Source organism: Pseudomonas sp. N40(2020) (assembly GCF_014472415.1).
In the GTDB taxonomy this organism is placed as follows: domain Bacteria; phylum Pseudomonadota; class Gammaproteobacteria; order Pseudomonadales; family Pseudomonadaceae; genus Aquipseudomonas.
Genome location: NZ_JACSZV010000047.1, coordinates 29,887 through 47,304, shown reverse-complemented (window position 1 = coordinate 47,304; position 17,418 = coordinate 29,887). Strand labels below are relative to the sequence as shown.

At 58.9% G+C, this 17,418-nt stretch carries 19 protein-coding genes; 13 read left to right on the top strand and 6 right to left on the bottom strand.

The window, feature by feature from the left end; translation table 11 throughout:
- Positions 1–279: 279 nt before the first annotated feature.
- Together IAI51_RS24190 and IAI51_RS24185 are read right to left on the bottom strand one after the other, a co-directional pair.
- On the bottom strand, positions 280–1,500 hold the full coding sequence (locus tag IAI51_RS24190; protein WP_187680760.1) for a CaiB/BaiF CoA transferase family protein: 1,221 nt from the start codon (positions 1,498–1,500) through the stop codon (positions 280–282).
- Between the two features lie 13 nt (positions 1,501–1,513).
- Positions 1,514–2,695: an acyl-CoA dehydrogenase gene (locus IAI51_RS24185; protein WP_095190295.1), complete on the bottom strand. Its 1,182-nt coding sequence runs from the start codon at positions 2,693–2,695 to the stop codon at positions 1,514–1,516.
- A gap of 158 nt (positions 2,696–2,853) precedes the next feature.
- On the opposite strand from IAI51_RS24185, the gene IAI51_RS24180 reads away from it, so the two are divergent.
- From IAI51_RS24180 to IAI51_RS24135, 10 genes are all read left to right on the top strand, one after another.
- Complete coding sequence (locus IAI51_RS24180; RefSeq protein ID WP_187680759.1) at positions 2,854–3,753, top strand: LysR family transcriptional regulator; 900 nt, start codon at positions 2,854–2,856, stop codon at positions 3,751–3,753.
- 434 nt (positions 3,754–4,187) lie between these two features.
- Positions 4,188–5,309: a Re/Si-specific NAD(P)(+) transhydrogenase subunit alpha gene (locus IAI51_RS24175; protein ID WP_187680758.1), complete on the top strand. Its 1,122-nt coding sequence runs from the start codon at positions 4,188–4,190 to the stop codon at positions 5,307–5,309.
- A 15-nt stretch (positions 5,310–5,324) separates the two neighbouring features.
- Positions 5,325–5,645: an NAD(P) transhydrogenase subunit alpha gene (locus IAI51_RS24170; protein ID WP_003187417.1), complete on the top strand. Its 321-nt coding sequence runs from the start codon at positions 5,325–5,327 to the stop codon at positions 5,643–5,645.
- Positions 5,645–7,078, top strand: coding sequence for an NAD(P)(+) transhydrogenase (Re/Si-specific) subunit beta (locus IAI51_RS24165; RefSeq protein ID WP_187680757.1), 1,434 nt, complete (start codon positions 5,645–5,647; stop codon positions 7,076–7,078). Before IAI51_RS24170 ends, IAI51_RS24165 begins: the two co-directional genes overlap by 1 nt.
- Before the next feature lie 214 nt (positions 7,079–7,292).
- Positions 7,293–8,786 carry an acetyl-CoA hydrolase/transferase family protein gene (locus tag IAI51_RS24160; protein ID WP_187680756.1) on the top strand — a complete coding sequence of 498 codons (1,494 nt, stop codon included), beginning with the start codon at positions 7,293–7,295 and terminating at the stop codon, positions 8,784–8,786.
- 321 nt (positions 8,787–9,107) lie between these two features.
- Entirely contained in the window at positions 9,108–9,323 is a 216-nt protein-coding gene (locus tag IAI51_RS24155; protein ID WP_007911656.1) for a DUF1127 domain-containing protein, read from the top strand.
- Positions 9,324–9,651: 328 nt separating this feature from the next.
- The gene (locus IAI51_RS24150; RefSeq protein WP_007911658.1) at positions 9,652–9,969 is read left to right on the top strand and encodes a DUF2388 domain-containing protein; all 318 of its coding nucleotides are present in this window, start codon (positions 9,652–9,654) and stop codon (positions 9,967–9,969) included.
- A gap of 107 nt (positions 9,970–10,076) precedes the next feature.
- Complete coding sequence (locus IAI51_RS24145) at positions 10,077–10,385, top strand: DUF2388 domain-containing protein (RefSeq protein WP_187680755.1); 309 nt, start codon at positions 10,077–10,079, stop codon at positions 10,383–10,385.
- 27 nt (positions 10,386–10,412) lie between these two features.
- A complete protein-coding gene (locus IAI51_RS24140) occupies positions 10,413–10,733 on the top strand; it encodes a DUF2388 domain-containing protein (protein WP_034152281.1) in 321 nt (106 codons plus the stop codon).
- Positions 10,730–12,691 carry a DUF4105 domain-containing protein gene (locus IAI51_RS24135; RefSeq protein WP_187680754.1) on the top strand — a complete coding sequence of 654 codons (1,962 nt, stop codon included), beginning with the start codon at positions 10,730–10,732 and terminating at the stop codon, positions 12,689–12,691. Before IAI51_RS24140 ends, IAI51_RS24135 begins: the two co-directional genes overlap by 4 nt.
- 48 nt (positions 12,692–12,739) lie before the next feature.
- Here the strand turns inward: IAI51_RS24135 and IAI51_RS24130 are convergent, their stop codons facing one another.
- From IAI51_RS24130 to trpB, 3 genes are all read right to left on the bottom strand, one after another.
- The gene (locus IAI51_RS24130; protein ID WP_187680753.1) at positions 12,740–13,195 is read right to left on the bottom strand and encodes an anti-virulence regulator CigR family protein; all 456 of its coding nucleotides are present in this window, start codon (positions 13,193–13,195) and stop codon (positions 12,740–12,742) included.
- A 122-nt stretch (positions 13,196–13,317) separates the two neighbouring features.
- Positions 13,318–14,130, bottom strand: coding sequence for a tryptophan synthase subunit alpha (gene trpA / locus IAI51_RS24125; RefSeq protein ID WP_187680752.1), 813 nt, complete (start codon positions 14,128–14,130; stop codon positions 13,318–13,320).
- A complete protein-coding gene (gene trpB, locus IAI51_RS24120; protein WP_187680751.1) occupies positions 14,130–15,362 on the bottom strand; it encodes a tryptophan synthase subunit beta in 1,233 nt (410 codons plus the stop codon). Before trpB ends, trpA begins: the two co-directional genes overlap by 1 nt.
- Positions 15,363–15,475: 113 nt before the next feature.
- Between trpB and IAI51_RS24115 the strand changes: the two genes are divergently transcribed.
- Entirely contained in the window at positions 15,476–16,393 is a 918-nt protein-coding gene (locus IAI51_RS24115) for a LysR family transcriptional regulator (protein ID WP_187680750.1), read from the top strand.
- Here IAI51_RS24115 and IAI51_RS24110 read toward each other — a convergent pair.
- Complete coding sequence (locus IAI51_RS24110; RefSeq protein WP_042556998.1) at positions 16,366–16,692, bottom strand: YqjD family protein; 327 nt, start codon at positions 16,690–16,692, stop codon at positions 16,366–16,368. The genes IAI51_RS24115 and IAI51_RS24110 overlap by 28 nt on opposite strands.
- A 156-nt stretch (positions 16,693–16,848) precedes the next feature.
- Between IAI51_RS24110 and IAI51_RS24105 the strand changes: the two genes are divergently transcribed.
- The gene (locus tag IAI51_RS24105) at positions 16,849–17,064 is read left to right on the top strand and encodes a dodecin (protein WP_003187305.1); all 216 of its coding nucleotides are present in this window, start codon (positions 16,849–16,851) and stop codon (positions 17,062–17,064) included.
- A 128-nt stretch (positions 17,065–17,192) separates the two neighbouring features.
- Positions 17,193–17,417, top strand: coding sequence for a DUF1161 domain-containing protein (locus IAI51_RS24100; RefSeq protein ID WP_187680749.1), 225 nt, complete (start codon positions 17,193–17,195; stop codon positions 17,415–17,417).
- The last annotated feature ends 1 nt before the right edge of the window (position 17,418 follow it).

Sequence of the window (17,418 nt, the reverse complement as noted above, 5' to 3'; positions counted from 1 at the left end):
GATCGAACCGTTAAAAGAGCCAAACAGCACCGCTCTTTCAACTCCTTCCAGGCTTCGATGAACTGAAGCAACCCGCTATCGAAAACCGTATAACTCATTGAATCTCAAGGAGTTTTCCGTTTCGACTACGCCGGAAGTGGGGCGAATTATAGACTTCCAGAATCTGCCGTCAACCACTAATTTCGCTTTTCTTTCAATCACTTGCAGATCGGTTAAAAAACACCCAAATTCTTCTCTATATAGGAAGCAAACGCCATTCCTTCTATATAGAAGGAATCGTCAGACCACTCCTCCCTCCTTCAACGCGGCAACCGCACCCGCGCCCAAGCCCAGTACCCGCTGCAAAACCTCCAGCGTGTGCTCGCCCAATAAAGGAGGCGCCCGGTGATACTCGACCGGCGTCTCAGACAGCCGAATAGGGCTGGCCACCTGAGGCACCATCCCCGCCAACGCATGCGGCAACTCAATCGCCAACCCACGCGCCTTCACTTGCGGATCCTCGAACACCTGGGACAGATCATTGATCGGTCCACACGGCACACCAGCCTGCTCCAACTGGGCCACCCATTCAGCTGTGGTCTTGAACACCGTCGCCTGGCGGATGAGGGGAATCAACACCGCCCGGTTCGCCACCCTCAGCTTATTAGTAGTGAAACGCGGATCATCAGCCCACTGTGGCTGCCCCGCCACTTCAGCGAACTTGCGGAATTGCCCGTCATTACCCACGGTCAGAATGAAATCACCATCAGCCGTCGGAAAATCCTGATAAGGCACGATGTTGGGATGTGCGTTACCAAGACGCTTGGGCGCATTGCCCGTAGTCAGATAGTTCATCGCCTGGTTAGCCAGACACGCGACCTGCACATCCAGCAACGCCATATCAATGTGCTGGCCACCGCCATCGTGATCGCGATGAGCCAGTGCCGCGAGGATCGCCACCGCCGAATAGAGACCGGTCAGAATATCCGTCAGCGCCACACCGACCTTCACCGGCCCGGCGCCCTCATCACCCTCAGGCCGGCCGGTCAGACTCATCAGCCCGCCCAACCCCTGGATCATGAAGTCATAGCCCGCGCGCTTGGCGTAAGGCCCGGTCTGACCAAACCCCGTGATCGAGCAATAGATCAGATCCGGATTGATCGCCTTCAGCGATTCATAATCCAATCCATAAGCCGCCAGGCCACCCACCTTGAAGTTCTCGATCAGGATGTCGGACTTAGCCGCCAGCTCCCGCACAAGCTTCTGCCCTTCCGGGCGGGTGAAGTCGATGGTCACCGATTGCTTGTTGCGGTTGGCCGACAGGTAGTAAGCCGCTTCAGACGTGTTCTCGCCATAAGCATCTTTAAGGAACGGCGGCCCCCAGGCGCGCGTGTCGTCACCATTGCCCGGGCGCTCGACCTTGATCACTTCGGCGCCAAGGTCGGCGAGGATCTGCCCGGCCCACGGCCCGGCCAATACTCGCGATAAATCCAGTACCCGCAGATGCGACAGCGCGCCCATGGTCGCTCTCCTATTAATAGAACGCCTGCAGACCGGTTTGCGCACGCCCCAGGATCAACGCGTGAACGTCGTGGGTCCCTTCATAGGTATTCACCACCTCCAGGTTAACCAGATGACGGGCCACGCCGAACTCATCGGAGATACCGTTGCCGCCCAACATGTCGCGCGCCATACGGGCGATATCGAGCGACTTGCCGCACGAGTTGCGCTTCATGATCGAAGTGATTTCCACGGCAGCCGTGCCTTCATCCTTCATGCGACCCAGACGCAGGCAGCCTTGCAGCGCCAGAGTGATCTCGGTCTGCATGTCTGCCAGCTTCTTCTGGATCAACTGAGTGGCGGCCAATGGGCGACCGAACTGGTGGCGATCCAGGGTGTATTGGCGGGCGGTGTGCCAGCAGAACTCAGCAGCACCCAGTGCGCCCCAGGAAATGCCGTAACGCGCGGAGTTGAGGCAGGTGAATGGACCTTTCAGACCGCGCACGTCCGGGAAGATGTTTTCTTCCGGTACGAATACGTTGTCCATCACGATCTCACCGGTGATCGAAGCACGCAGGCCGACCTTGCCGTGAATCGCCGGCGCGCTCAGCCCCTTCCAGCCCTTCTCCAGCACGAAGCCTCGAATGTCGCCGGCATCGTCCTTGGCCCACACCACGAACACATCAGCGATCGGGCTGTTGGTGATCCACATTTTCGCGCCGGTCAGGCTGTAGCCACCGTCGACCTTTCGTGCGCGAGTAATCATCGCTCCCGGGTCAGAACCGTGGTTAGGCTCGGTCAGTCCGAAGCAACCGATCCATTCGCCGGACGCCAGTTTAGGCAGGTATTTCTGTTTCTGGGCTTCGGTGCCGAATTCGTTGATTGGCACCATCACCAGCGAGGACTGCACGCTCATCATCGAACGATAGCCGGAATCGACACGCTCCACTTCACGGGCAATCAAGCCGTAGCTGACATAGTTGAGACCGCTGCCACCGTATTGCTCTGGGATGGTTGCACCCAACAGGCCGACTTCGCCCATTTCGCGGAAGATCGCCGGATCAGTCTTCTCATGGCGGAAGGCTTCGAGGACACGCGGTGCGAGGCTCTGTTGAGCGAACTGCTCGGCGGTGTCGCGGATCATGCGCTCTTCCTCGGTGAGCTGTTGATCCAGCAGCAGGGGATCGATCCAGTTGAAGCTAGCTTTACCGCCCATGAGTGTGTCCTCGCAAATCGGGTGAATTAACGTGGCATTGATCCTAGGCGCGGTTAGCCGTCGCAGCAAACGAGGATTTCGCATTCTGTTGTGCTAATTTCTCACTCCGAAACGTCGCTGAATGCCTTTTACGCGGCGCATTAGTGAGATTGACGTATATGCGCAGGAAGATCCCCAGCACTACCGCCCTGATCAGCTTCGAAGCCGCCGCTCGCCACGAGAGCTTCACCAAGGCCGCCGAAGAACTTTCACTCACGCAGGGCGCCATTTGCCGACAGATCGCCAGCCTTGAGGATTTCCTCAGCGTGGAACTGTTCCGACGCTCACGACGCGGTGTGAAGCTGACCGAAGCAGGACTTTCCTACAGCCGCCGGGTGGCCACGCAACTCGATGCGGTAGAGCGCGATACGTTGTCAGTGATGGGCCAGCAGGGCACCAATGTGATCGAATTGGCGGTGGTGCCGACCTTCGGCACGCAATGGCTGCTGCCAAGGCTCAAGGATTTCCAGCTCAAGCACCCGGAAGTCACCGTCAACCTTACCAACCGCACTCGCCCGTTCCTGTTTGCCGATACCGACTTCGACGCGGCGATCTACTTTGGCGATGCTGACTGGTCCGGTACCGAATCCCACAGGCTAATGGGCGAAAATCCGATGCCGGTGTGCAGCCCCGCCCTACTCGGCAACAAGACACATCTGACAGCCGATGAGATTGCCGAACTACCACTTCTACAGCAGACCACTCGCCCTTACGCTTGGCGCCAGTGGTTCTACTCGCAACACCTGAATATCCCTCGCGACATGACAGGCCCGCGCTACGAGCTATTCTCCATGCTGGCTCAGGCGGCCATGCACGACATGGGTATCGCGCTGATCCCACCGTTCCTGATCCAGCGCGAATTGGCCGAGAAACGCCTGGTGATTGCCAACCCGCAGGCACTCTCCAGCATCAAGGCGTATTACCTGATGATTCCGGAGCGAAAGGTCGAATCGGCGTCTCTGAAGGCATTTCGCGACTGGTTGGTAAATCAAGCGCAGAGCTACAGCCTAGAGGGATAAAGGCTCACAGCCATACCTAACCCCGTAGTCAGGAAATCAAAAGCCCTACAGATATAAGTATTTGTCGCATATTCAGCGACTGTATCCGAAAGTCGTACAGACGTCCCACAAGCGCCTGCCGACGTGGCTTTGAGCCTTCACGCGCGACTCATCACGGCTTATTCACGTCGCCGATGAGAAATTTTTTCAAATTCAGCCAGAATCCTTACAAGGCACGGCCTGCAAGGGATTCAACCGGTTATCTGCGACATTCGGTCACGGGATGACTTGTAGTTAATTTTCCGTCACCCGTCATAATCCCTTGAAGGGCATAAAGTTCGCCTGCAAAATGCCGCGCCCCGCCCTGATTTGGCGGGATCGTGCTGATCGGCCGCCCCAGTCGCACCATCCGCAGTGCCTGGGTTTACTCAATAAGATCACGCAGGAGATTTGACGTGCACATTGGTGTTCCTCTCGAAACCCAGACCGGTGAAACAAGGGTTGCTGCAACCCCGGAAACCATTAAAAAGCTGATCAGCCAAGGTCATAAGGTCACTGTGCAAACCGGCGCCGGCGTTAAAGCCAGTGTTGTCGACAGTGCCTATGAAGCGGCAGGCGCAACCATTGGCAGTGCCAACGATGCGTTTGGCGCCGAGCTGATTCTCAAAGTGGTCGCCCCAAGCGACGCCGAACTGACGCTGATCAAGCGCGGCACGGTGCTGGTTGGCATGCTCAACCCGTTCAACAACAAAACCATCGCCAAAATGGCCGAGTGCGGGATTACCGCGTTCGCCCTGGAAGCGGCGCCGCGTACCTCTCGGGCGCAGAGTCTCGATGTGTTGTCGTCCCAGGCGAACATTGCCGGTTACAAAGCTGTGTTGCTGGCCGCTCACTACTATCCACGCTTCATGCCGATGCTGATGACTGCTGCGGGCACCGTGAAAGCGGCGCGCGTGCTGATTCTCGGTGCCGGTGTGGCCGGGTTGCAGGCGATTGCCACGGCGAAACGTCTGGGTGCGGTGATCGAAGCGTCTGACGTGCGTCCGGCGGTGAAGGAGCAGATCGAATCCCTCGGCGCCAAGTTCGTCGACGTGCCTTACGAGACCGATGAAGAGCGCGAATGCGCGGTCGGTGTCGGCGGCTATGCGCGGCCGATGCCAGCGAGCTGGATGCAGCGTCAGGCCCAGGCCGTACATGAACGCGCCAAGCAGGCCGACATTGTCATCACCACTGCACTGATTCCGGGCCGCAAGGCGCCGACGCTGTTGAGCGCGGAGACAGTGGCGCAGATGAAACCGGGGTCGGTGGTCATCGATCTCGCCGCCGCGCAGGGCGGCAACTGCCCGCTGACCGTGGCCGATCAGGTGGTGATCGAGAATGGCGTAACCATTTGCGGCCCGACCAATCTCGCCGGTGAAGTCGCCGCAGACGCTTCGGCGCTGTACGCGCGCAACCTGCTGGACTTCCTGAAGTTGGTCTTCACTAAAGAAGGCCAGTTCGACGTCAACCTCGAAGACGACATCGTCGCCGCGTGCCTGATGTGCCGCGACGGCCAAGTCATCCGCAAAAACGCCTAAGCAGGGATTCAGACGATGGAAGAGCTTATCTCCCCCGGTATCTACAACCTGATCATCTTCGTGCTGGCGATTTATGTCGGTTATCACGTGGTCTGGAACGTTACGCCTGCGCTGCACACGCCTTTGATGGCGGTGACCAACGCCATTTCCGCGATCGTGATTGTCGGCGCCATGCTGGCCGCCGCACTGACCGTCACGCCGCTGGGCAAAACCATGGGCACCCTGGCCGTGGCACTGGCCGCGGTCAATGTGTTCGGTGGCTTCCTGGTCACTCGCCGCATGCTTGAGATGTTCAAGAAGAAAGCCCCGAAAGTAAAAGAAGAGGCGCCGAAGTAATGAGCATGAATCTCGTCACGACGCTCTACCTGATCGCGTCGATCTGCTTTATCCAGGCCCTCAAAGGCCTGTCGCACCCGACCACTTCGCGGCGCGGCAACCTGTTCGGCATGCTCGGCATGGCGCTGGCCATCCTCACCACCGTCGGCCTCATTTATAAGCTCGGCGCTGAGCTGGCGACTGCAGGTATCGGTTATGTGATCGTCGGCCTGCTGATCGGCGGCACTGCCGGCTCGATCATGGCCAAGCGCGTTGAAATGACCAAGATGCCGGAACTGGTCGCCTTCATGCACAGCATGATCGGCCTTGCGGCTGTGTTCATCGCCATTGCGGCGGTGGTCGAGCCGCAATCGCTGGGCATCGTCAAACAGCTGGGCGACGCTATTCCAGCGGGCAACCGTCTGGAGCTGTTCTTGGGCGCGGCGATTGGTGCAATAACCTTCTCCGGTTCGGTGATCGCTTTCGGCAAGCTGTCGGGCAAGTACAAGTTCCGGCTGTTTCAAGGTGCACCGGTACAGTTCGCCGGTCAGCACAAGCTGAACGCGGTACTGGGCCTAGCCACGCTGGCTCTCGGCTTGACCTTCATGTTCACCGGCAACCTCACCGCGTTCGCGCTGATGCTGGCGCTGGCGTTCGTGATGGGCGTGCTGATCATCATCCCTATCGGCGGCGCCGACATGCCGGTGGTGGTATCGATGCTCAACAGCTATTCCGGCTGGGCGGCGGCGGGTATCGGCTTCTCGCTGAACAACTCGATGCTGATCATCGCCGGTTCGCTGGTGGGCTCGAGCGGTGCGATCCTCTCGTACATCATGTGCAAGGCGATGAACCGCTCCTTCTTTAATGTACTGCTCGGCGGTTTCGGCAATACGGTGGACGCTGGCCCGGCCGGCGCGAAAGAAGCGCGTCCGGTGAAGTCCGGTTCGGCTGATGACGCAACCTTCCTGCTGACCAACGCCGACACCGTGATCATCGTGCCAGGCTACGGTCTGGCGGTGGCGCGCGCGCAGCACGCACTGAAAGAGTTGACCGAGAAGCTGACTCACCGTGGCGTGACCGTGAAGTACGCGATCCACCCAGTGGCCGGGCGGATGCCTGGGCACATGAACGTCCTGCTCGCCGAGGCCGAAGTGCCTTACGACCAAGTGTTCGAGATGGAAGACATCAACTCCGAGTTCGGTCAGGCAGACGTGGTGCTGGTGCTCGGCGCGAACGACGTGGTCAACCCGGCCGCGAAGAACGATCCGAAGTCGCCGATTGCCGGCATGCCGATTCTCGAAGCATTCAAGGCCAAGACCATCATCGTCAACAAGCGCTCGATGGCCAGCGGCTATGCCGGTCTGGACAACGAACTGTTCTATCTTGACAAGACCATGATGGTTTTCGGCGACGCGAAAAAAGTCATCGAAGACATGGTCAAAGCGGTCGAGTAACTCTGCACTGCAACATCGAACGCCCCGACTTGTCGGGGCGTTTTTGTTTGCGCAAAGCGTCGGACAATATGCCGCGTTGTTGCAGATCCGGTAACGATGTTTTACTTGAAAGCCGCTAAATAGACGCCTCTTTTGCGACCTTGGTAGCGGGACAGGCGCCCGTCAAATTCACTAGACTGCGCATCCTGCTACTCGCTACCCGAGAAAATAATCCATGTACCGTGACCGTATTCGCCTGCCTTCGTTGTTGGATAAAGTGATGAGCGCCGCCGACGCCGCCGCACTGATCGAAGATGGCATGACCGTCGGCATGAGCGGCTTCACCCGCGCCGGCGAAGCCAAAGCCGTCCCTCATGCACTGGCTGAGCGAGCCAAGGTCACGCCGCTGAAAATCAGCCTGATGACTGGCGCGAGTCTGGGCAACGACCTCGACAAGCAACTGACCGAGGCAGGCGTCCTGTCGCGCCGTATGCCGTTCCAGGTCGATAGCACCTTGCGCAAGGCGATCAACGCCGGCCAAGTCATGTTCATTGACCAGCACCTTTCGGAAACCGTCGAGCAACTGCGCAACCAGCAACTGAAGCTGCCGGACATCGCCGTGATTGAAGCCGTGGCCATCACCGAACAGGGCCACATCGTGCCGACCACCTCCGTGGGCAACTCGGCGAGCTTCGCGATTTTCGCCAAGCAGGTGATCGTCGAGATCAACCTGGCGCACAACGCCAACCTCGAAGGCCTGCATGACATCTATATCCCGACCTATCGTCCGACGCGCACGCCGATCCCGCTGGTAAAAGTCGACGACCGCATCGGCAGCACCGCGATCCCGATTCCGCCGGAGAAGATCGTCGCCATTGTCATCACCCAGCAAGCGGATTCGCCTTCGACCGTGTCGTCGCCGGATGTCGACACCAACGCCATCGCCGATCACCTGATCACCTTCTTCAAGCAGGAAGTCGACGCCGGGCGCATGACCAACAAACTCGGCCCGTTGCAGGCCGGGATCGGCAACATCGCCAACGCGGTGATGTGCGGCCTGATCGACTCGCCGTTCGAAGACCTGACCATGTACTCCGAAGTACTGCAGGATTCGACGTTCGACCTGATCGACGCCGGCAAGCTGAGCTTCGCCTCGGGCAGTTCGATCACCTTGTCGGAACGTCGCAACAGCGACGTGTTCGGCAATCTGGAGAAGTACAAGGACAAGCTGGTGCTGCGTCCGCAGGAGATTTCCAACCATCCGGAAGTGGTGCGGCGCTTGGGCATCATCGGGATCAACACGGCGCTGGAGTTCGACATCTACGGCAACGTCAACTCCACCCACGTCTGCGGCACACGGATGATGAACGGCATCGGCGGCTCCGGCGACTTCGCGCGCAACGCGCATCTGGCGGTGTTCGTGACCAAGTCGATTGCCAAGGGTGGCGCGATTTCCAGCGTGGTGCCGATGGTCAGCCACGTTGACCACACCGAGCATGACGTCGACATTTTGGTGACCGAAGTGGGTCTGGCAGATCTGCGCGGCCTGGCACCTCGGGAGCGTGCGCGGGTGATCATCGACAATTGTGTGCACCCTGATTATCGCCAGGCGTTGAATGATTACTTCACTGCAGCCTGTGCAATCGGCGGTCACACCCCGCACATCCTGCGCGAAGCGTTGAGCTGGCATATCAACCTGGAAGAAACCGGGCGCATGCTGAAGGTGTAATTCGCACAGATATTCCACTGGCGCAAACACAGCTTGCGTCAGTGGGATTCTAAAAACCCCAGGCCTGCCAAAAACTGTACTGCTGTACCGGTCTATTCCTACAGCTAATCCCTACAAATTCTTCGAAATCAGGTTAAAACGCACCACTTAAGTGCGGACAGGTACAGTTTGCTCGATTTTGACCCATACACCCCCTATAAACAGTTAACTGGTCACTCACAATACAGTTGAACTGTATCTAGAGAGACTGGCCAAACGAGAGGATCATGGGCACCAGTCAAACCACTACCTGATCCCGCCACAAGCGGAAGGATGTCAACCATGGAACGTACACTCAGTTCCGAACTGTTCTTCGAAGACAAAGCTGTAAACACCCAGGCTTCCCTGCCTCTGCGCGTTATCGCCAACCTGATGTTGTGGCAGCGCCGCATCTCCAGCCGCCACCAACTGGCTCGTCTGGATTCGCGTCTGCTGGCTGACGCCGGTATCAGCGAAGCACAACGCTACGAAGAGCTGAGCAAGCCGTTCTGGCGCTAAGTAGCGTCGCTGGCTCTGGTCGTTAGACCCATCGCCAGCAACCCGAATTGAACAAACAGAACCCGTCGCGGGAAACCGCGACGGGTTTTGTCGTTTCAGGGCCGTGAAAACCCGAACAAGTACAGTTAGATAAAAACCAAAATACACCAGCACAATTTAAAGGCGCCACTCAGGGCTGTCCGTGAACACGTCATTCGTCACAACGCTTTCCTCGCTCGCATCACCAAGCCTAATATCAACGTAGAACGTGGCGAATGCTGTGCAACTGGCGTCTGACTCCCAGATACCGAGCCACCTCTCTATACGGTTTATCCACAGGAGTTACACCATGTCCCGTCTTCGTCTGCTCAGCGCTGCCGCCCTGCTGGCCGTGGCTGCCAACGCCAGCGCCACCAGCTTCATCGTGACTACCGATGCTGTCGTCGGTGCCCTGAAGTCCTCGTCCGATGCCACTTCCGACGTCACTTCGTCCTTCCGTGACGACAAAATCGTGCTCGCTGCCCGTGACGACGCTGCCAGCTTCGTGGCCAGCGAAGGCGAAATCCGTGGCGTAAAGCTGGAAAGCGCGCTGGATCACATCCGTCATCAGGCGCCACAACTGCAAGCAACCGACGCACAGTTGGCTCAAGCCATTCTGACGATCTAAGCGATTGCGGTATCGCGGGACACGCCGGTCGTGTCCCGATGTTTCGGCGCTGGCTCTAGAACAGGCATTGCGCTAGCCTTGCGGCTCGACAACCGTTACCGAGTCCCATGCGTTTTCTTCAAAATCTGCTTTTCCCATCTGTATTGTTAACAGCCTGCTGGACGACGTCGGTCGATGCCTTCGATATGTCGACACAGAACACCGTCGTCAGCGTTTGGGCGACCGGCATGGTGTCTTCCGCGCCTTTCGACCGTAAACTGCTGCTCGCCGCTCACGATGATGCGGCAGTGTTTGTTGCCAGTGACGGAGAACTGCGAGGCGCTCGACTGGAATCCGCACTGCACTACCTGCGCAAAACCCGGCCGAAACTTCATGTAAGCGACCTTGAACTGGCGCAAGCAATTCTCGTCCAATAGCTATCTTTGTCCTTCCGGAGTCGTTCCATGCGTAGCCCGCTGATTGCTGCCGCCCTTGGCCTGTTTTTGTTGGCCGACGTGGCCCAGGCGCACACCCTGGTAGCCACCAGTAACATCATCGTTCGTGCCTCCCAGCGCACTATCGATTTCACATCCGATACCACCACATCGATTCGCGACTCGAAAATCATCCGCGAAGCCCACGACGACGCCGCCAGTTTCGTTGCCAGCAACGGTGATATCCGTGGTGCGCACCTGGAAGCCGCGCTCAACACCTTGCGTACACGCGTGCCAGAAGCGCGTGACGCCAGTGATCAGGTACTCGCCGAAGCCATCCTCGCACTGTGAAGTCACTCTGCGCCTGGCTACTGGCCGGGGCGTTGTTGCTGCTTGGCAACAACGCCCACGCCGGCCTGCAATTACGGCTCAAGACCGACGGTCTGACGCCCGCCCAACAACAGGCCAGTCAGGCGCTGATCGATGAAGCCATGCAGGCATTGCCGCCGAGCTTCATCAAGCGGTTGGATCGGCGCATCGATGTCGGCTGGACCGACGACATGCCCGGCAATGCCTATGGCCAAGCCACGCTGGTCGCCGAACTTGATCTGAACCGCAAACTGCTCGCCAGTCTCACCGATGGCAGCGCGGCCAAAGAAAAAACCAATCGCCCCCACGTCACTGTGCGTCAGGAACTGCTCGCCACGGTGCTGCACGAAATCACCCACATTTATGATCGCGCGCGTTTGTGGCCGAGTGCCGAACGCACGCTGATCCAGCGTTGCACACGGCGTTTCAACAGCGCCGGGCTGATCGGCATTCCCGATGAGTGCCGTGGCCAGAACGGCCGTCGCTTCACTCTTAGCGACGACCCGCGCCTGCTCGACCTTGCCGGTTGGCAGCAATACGTCGGCCGTCGCGGCGAACGCGAGCAACATAATCGGCAGATCGCTCGCAGCCCGGATCTTTACGAGATCTCCAGCCCGAAAGAGTTTGTCGCGGTCAACATGGAATATTTCCTCCTCGACCCGAGCTACGCCTGCCGACGCCCGGCGTTGTATCGCTATTACCAGGAACACTTCGGCTGGGCACCACCAGCCCCGAATTCCTGCGCCAAGACCTTTGCGTTTCTGAACGCCGGCAACGACTTCGCCAAGCAACCCTTGGGGCAAGTCGACCCGGAACGTGTCTATGCCGTGGATTACCTGCTCGCCGAGGCCAATCAAAATTGGGTCAGCCGTTGGGGCCACAGCATGTTACGTCTGGTGATCTGCGCGCCCGGTCGACCGCGTGGCCCGGATTGCCGGCTCGATCTGGATCAGCATCTGGTGCTGTCGTATCGCGCCTTTGTTGGCGATGTGCAGCTGTCGAGTTGGGACGGACTGGTCGGCAAATACCCGTCGCGACTGTTCGTCCTGCCACTGGCGCAGGTCATCGACGAATACACCAAGACCGAACTGCGCAGCCTCGCCTCGGTGCCGCTGAACCTGTCACGCAGCGAGATCGAAGGCGTGGTCGAACACGCCGCCGAGATGCACTGGAGCTACGACGGCAACTACTTCTTCCTGTCCAACAACTGCGCGGTGGAAGGCCTGAAGCTGTTGCGCAGCGGCAGCAACAACGCGCAGCTCACCGGTCTGGACAGCATCATGCCCAACGGATTGCTGGAAGTGCTCAAAGGCCGTGGGCTGGCCGATACCAGCGTGCTGGATGATCCGAAAGAGGCGCTGCGTCTGGGTTATCGCTTCGATTCGTTCCGCGATCGCTATCAGGCGATGTTCGACGTATTGAAGAAGCAATTGCCGATCAAACAGAACACTGTTGAAGAATGGCTTTCGTTGACCGCCGAACAACGCCGTGAATGGTTCGACCGTGCCGACCTGCGCACTAGCGCTGCACTGTTGCTGCTCGAGCAAGCGAGTTATCGCCGACAGTTGCTGCTGGCACAGGATGAGGTCAAGCAGCGTTACCTCGGTGCGCGCGAACTGGAAAACGGAGGGATGGACAAGGCCAACGCGACCTTGCAGGAAATCCTCGCCAACAGCGGCTTCCTCAGTCGTCCAGCTGAACTGCTTGATTCCAAGGGTTACGGTCTGCCGCAACCGAGCGAATTCAGCCGACTGGAAGCGGAAAGCAGCCAACGGCAGAAAAAGCTGTTGGCACTATCCGGCGATCTGGACACGGAGGTGCGCAAGCTGCTGGAGCCCAAGCGCGCTGCCGAGATTGCCGCCAGTGAGACCAACGTGAAACAGATTGGCGAGCATCTGCGCAAACTGCACAAAGCCTCCGGCGGGTTGGAGTTGCCCTGAAACGAAAGATCGCAGCCTGGGCTGCGATCTTTTTTATTTGCCTGCGATTCAGTACAAAACCCCATCCAGGATTTCATAAACGATCCCGGTGCCCACCGCGATCAGCACGATATCACCGCCAGCCCGGCGCCATTCATAGCCCGGATAGACCGGCAAACGACCTAACGCACGACCATCCAGACGCTCGCCGTAATAGCCGTGCGGCAACGGCCGGCCACGTTCCAGATGAATGCCCGGCGGTGGCGGTGCTCCGCGCACGAAGTAGCCGTGGTTGTCGCGGATGGTCTGGCGCACCGGGCCGAAGTCGCGCGGTGGCGGACCACCACGGTGGTCGTTCTGCGGGCCACGGTGATCGTCACCGCGATTGTCCCCGCGGTTATCGTAGTGACCCTGTTGCGAGCCGCCGCGGTCATGATCATCGCGCTGATCGGCACTGGCCAGCAGCGGAGTCGCGCTGATCATCAGCACCCCCAATCCGGCAATCAGACGTTTCGGCATTTTCATTCGGTCTTTCCTCACTGCACTGACAGCAAAAAGGGCTTCAGAACGTAGTCCTGAAGCCCTCGATCTTGCTCATTTAGTCTGTGCCGCGAGGTGCTAATTCCTCTGTATCAGGAACTTTACCTTCAGCTGACGCGGGCCTTACGCACGCCTTCGGACAAGGCCGAGCAAAGACTCAACACACCGTCGATGGCCTGATCCGGCGTGGTCGCGTTGGCGATGTGATCGATCAGAGCCGACCCCACCACCACACCGTCGGCCAAGCGTGCGATGGACGCCGCTTGCTCGGGTGTGCGGATACCAAAACCGATGCTGATCGGCAGATCGGTATGACGGCGCAGGCGAGTAACCGCCTCTTCGACGTGCTCCAGGGTCGCAGCACCTGCACCGGTCACACCGGCCACTGATACGTAGTAAACAAAACCGGAACTGCCGTTGAGCACCTTCGGCAGACGTGCGTCGTCGGTGGTCGGCGTGGTCAGGCGAATGAAATCCAGACCGGCTGCCTGGGCCGGGTCACACAGTTCTTCGTTGTGCTCTGGCGGCATGTCGACCACGATCAGGCCATCAACGCCGGCCTCTTTCGCGTCGGCAATAAAGCTCGGCACGCCATACATGTGGATCGGGTTGAAGTAGCCCATCAGCACCAGCGGGGTATCGCTGTTGTCTTCACGGAATTCGCGAACCATTTGCAGGGTTTTCGCCAGATTCTGCTTGGCACCCAGCGCACGGATGTTAGCCAGTTGAATTGCCGGGCCGTCAGCCATCGGGTCGGTGAACGGCATGCCCAACTCGATCACGTCGGCACCGGCTTTCGGCAAGCCCTTGAGGATCGCCAGCGAAGTGTCGTAGTCCGGATCACCGGCAGTGACGAAGGTCACCAGCGCGGCACGATTCTGCTCTTTGAGTTCGGCAAAACGGGTTTGCAGGCGGCTCATCAGTGTTTCTCCTGCTTCGACTGTTCCATGTGGTGCATCACGGTCTGCATGTCTTTATCGCCACGGCCAGACAGGTTGACCACCATCAGGTGATCCTTCGGCAGTTTCGGTGCGCGTTTGAAAACCTCAGCCAGGGCGTGGGCGCTTTCCAGTGCCGGAATGATCCCTTCCAGGCGGCAGCATTTGTGGAACGCTTCGAGGGCTTCGTCGTCGGTCACCGAGGTGTACTGGACGCGGCCGATGTCATGCAACCAGGCGTGTTCCGGGCCGATACCCGGGTAGTCGAGACCGGCGGAAATCGAGTGGGCGTCGATGATCTGGCCATCGTCGTCCTGCAAGAGGAAGGTGCGGTTGCCGTGCAACACACCCGGCACGCCGCCGTTGAGGCTGGCCGCGTGCTTACCGGTTTCGATACCGTAACCGGCGGCTTCAACGCCGATGATTTCAACGCTTTTGTCGTCGAGGAACGGGTGGAACAGGCCCATGGCGTTGGAACCACCGCCGATGCACGCCACCAGGCTGTCCGGCAGACGACCTTCCTGAGCTTGCAACTGGTCACGGGTTTCCTTGCCGATCACGGCCTGGAAGTCGCGAACCATTGCCGGATAAGGATGTGGGCCAGCCACGGTGCCGATCAGGTAGAAAGTGCTGTCGACGTTGGTAACCCAGTCACGCAGCGCTTCGTTCATCGCATCTTTGAGGGTGCCGGTGCCGGCAACCACCGGGATCACTTCGGCGCCCAGCAACTTCATGCGGAACACGTTGGCTTGCTGACGTTCGATGTCGGTGGTGCCCATGTAGATCACGCAGTCGAGACCGAAGCGCGCGGCTACGGTGGCGGTCGCCACGCCGTGCATGCCGGCGCCGGTTTCGGCAATGATGCGTTTTTTGCCCATGCGCCGTGCCAGCAGAATCTGGCCGATGCAGTTGTTGATCTTGTGCGCGCCGGTATGGTTCAGCTCTTCGCGCTTGAGGTAGATCTTGGCGCCACCGCAGAATTCGGTCAGGCGCTCGGCGAAGTACAGCGGGCTCGGACGTCCGACATAGTCACGCTGGAAGTAGGCCAATTCTTCTTTGAATGCCGGATCTTCCTGGGCCGTTTCGTATTCGCGGGCCAGATCGAGGATCAACGGCATCAGGGTTTCAGCCACGTAGCGGCCACCGAACGAACCGAACAGGCCGTTGGCGTCAGGGCCATTACGCAGATCGGAGTTGTGCGAAGTCTGGGTCATGATTTGCTCCAGGTGAATTCGGTCAAAAGACAATGACGCCTACTCTACCCCTGACCTTCTAGACTGAAAACCGATAAGATCGCCGCAACCTGTCAGGAAAACTCACAGATACCATGAGCCACGACCTTCCCCCGTTGAACGCTTTGCGCGCCTTTGAAGCCACCGCGCGGCTGAACAGCGTCAGTCAGGCTGCCGAGCAGCTGCACGTTACCCACGGTGCAGTGAGTCGCCAGCTAAAAGTGCTGGAAGAACACCTTGGCGTCAGCCTGTTCATCAAGGATGGGCGCGGCTTGAAACTCACAGATGCCGGTGTGCGCTTACGCGATGCCAGCGGCGAAGCGTTCGACCGGTTGCGCAGTGTTTGTGCGGAGCTGACGCAAAGCACGGCCGATGCACCGTTCGTGCTCGGCTGCTCTGGAAGCTTGCTGGCGCGCTGGTTTATTCCGCGATTGGGGCGTTTGAATGCCGATCTGCCGGACTTGCGCCTGCATCTCTCGGCCGGTGAAGGCGATCTTGATCCGAGGCGTCCGGGGCTGGATGCGCTGCTGCTGTTCGCTGAACCGCCATGGCCGGCGGATATGCAGGTGTATGAACTGGCTGCCGAACGCATCGGCCCCGTGCTGAGCCCGCTATTCAGCGGCTATCAACGCCTGCAAACGGCATCTGCGGAGGCCTTGCTCGATGAGCCGCTACTGCACACGACATCCCGTCCGCAAGCCTGGCCAAGCTGGGCACAGCAAAACCACCTCGACGCAAAAGCGTTGAAGCTCGGGCAAGGTTTTGAGCATTTGTATTATCTGTTGGAGGCAGCAGTTGCGGGACTTGGCGTGGCAATCGCGCCGGAGCCGCTGGTTACCGAGGATTTGAAGGCGGGTCGCCTGGTTGCGCCGTGGGGCTTCTGTGAAACCCCGGCGCAACTGGCGTTGTGGCTACCCAAGCGCGCCGCAGATGGGCGCGCCCGGCAACTGGCGCAATGGCTCAAGAATGAGCTGCGCCAGAGCGATCACTCGCCGCGCTTGAACAGCAAGTAAGCCGCGAGCAGACCCAGTGCACCGACCGCCACACCGGCAGTCGTCCATGGATGTTCCTGAGCGTAATCGCGGGTGGCGATCCCGGTCTCACGGGTTTTCACTTTGACTTCTTCATAGGCATCGCTGAGCAGGTGACGCGAATGTTTCAGCGCACTTTCAGCATTGCTTTTCAGCGCCTTGAGGGTTTTGCGCGACTCGTCGGAAGCATCGTCTTTGAGGCCTTCCAACGACTTGAGCAGACTCTCGATCTCCGCTTCCATGCTTTGCAATGAGGCTTTACGTAAAGAGGTGTTGGCCATGGTGGCTCTCCTGCATTGGTGATGAGTGGCGTGTGTTGATTGGGACTTCAGCGGTTTGAGAAAGTGCAGAAAATCTGAACTTCGCCTGCGCAGCAGCGCCGAAATCAACAGAGCAATTCACTGCTAGTCTCAATTCCACACGCCAAGGAGATCGCCATGAGTGACCATCACACGTACAAGAAAGTCGAACTGGTCGGTTCGTCCGCCACCAGCATCGAAGACGCCATCAACAACGCGTTGGCTGAAGCCAACAAGAGCATCAAGCACCTTGAATGGTTTGAAGTGACCGAGACCCGTGGCCACATCAAGGACGGCAAGGCAGCGCACTTTCAAGTGACTTTGAAAGTCGGGTTCCGCATCGCCAGTAGCTGAGTTTGGTCTACGCTTCTGAACTTGCGCGCTGGCCGAGTGCCATAGGAATGGCAAAGCGCTACAGGGTGGGCGCATCGGGTGGATGACCCGATGCCCGCCTCCTTTAATCCGACCAGGGAGTGCAACCGATGAAGAAGTTCATATTGGCAGTAGGTTTGTTGGGCCTTGCGGGTGGTGCGTTTGCTGCCGGCAAGCCTTGTGAAGAGCTGAAAGGCGAGATTGCGGCGAAGATTGATGCCAAAGGTGCCTCCAACTACACATTGGAGATTGTTGATAAGGGTGCAGCGGCTGGCGACAAGGTTGTTGGCACCTGCGAGGGCGGCACCAAGGAAATCGTCTACAAGCGCGGTTGAT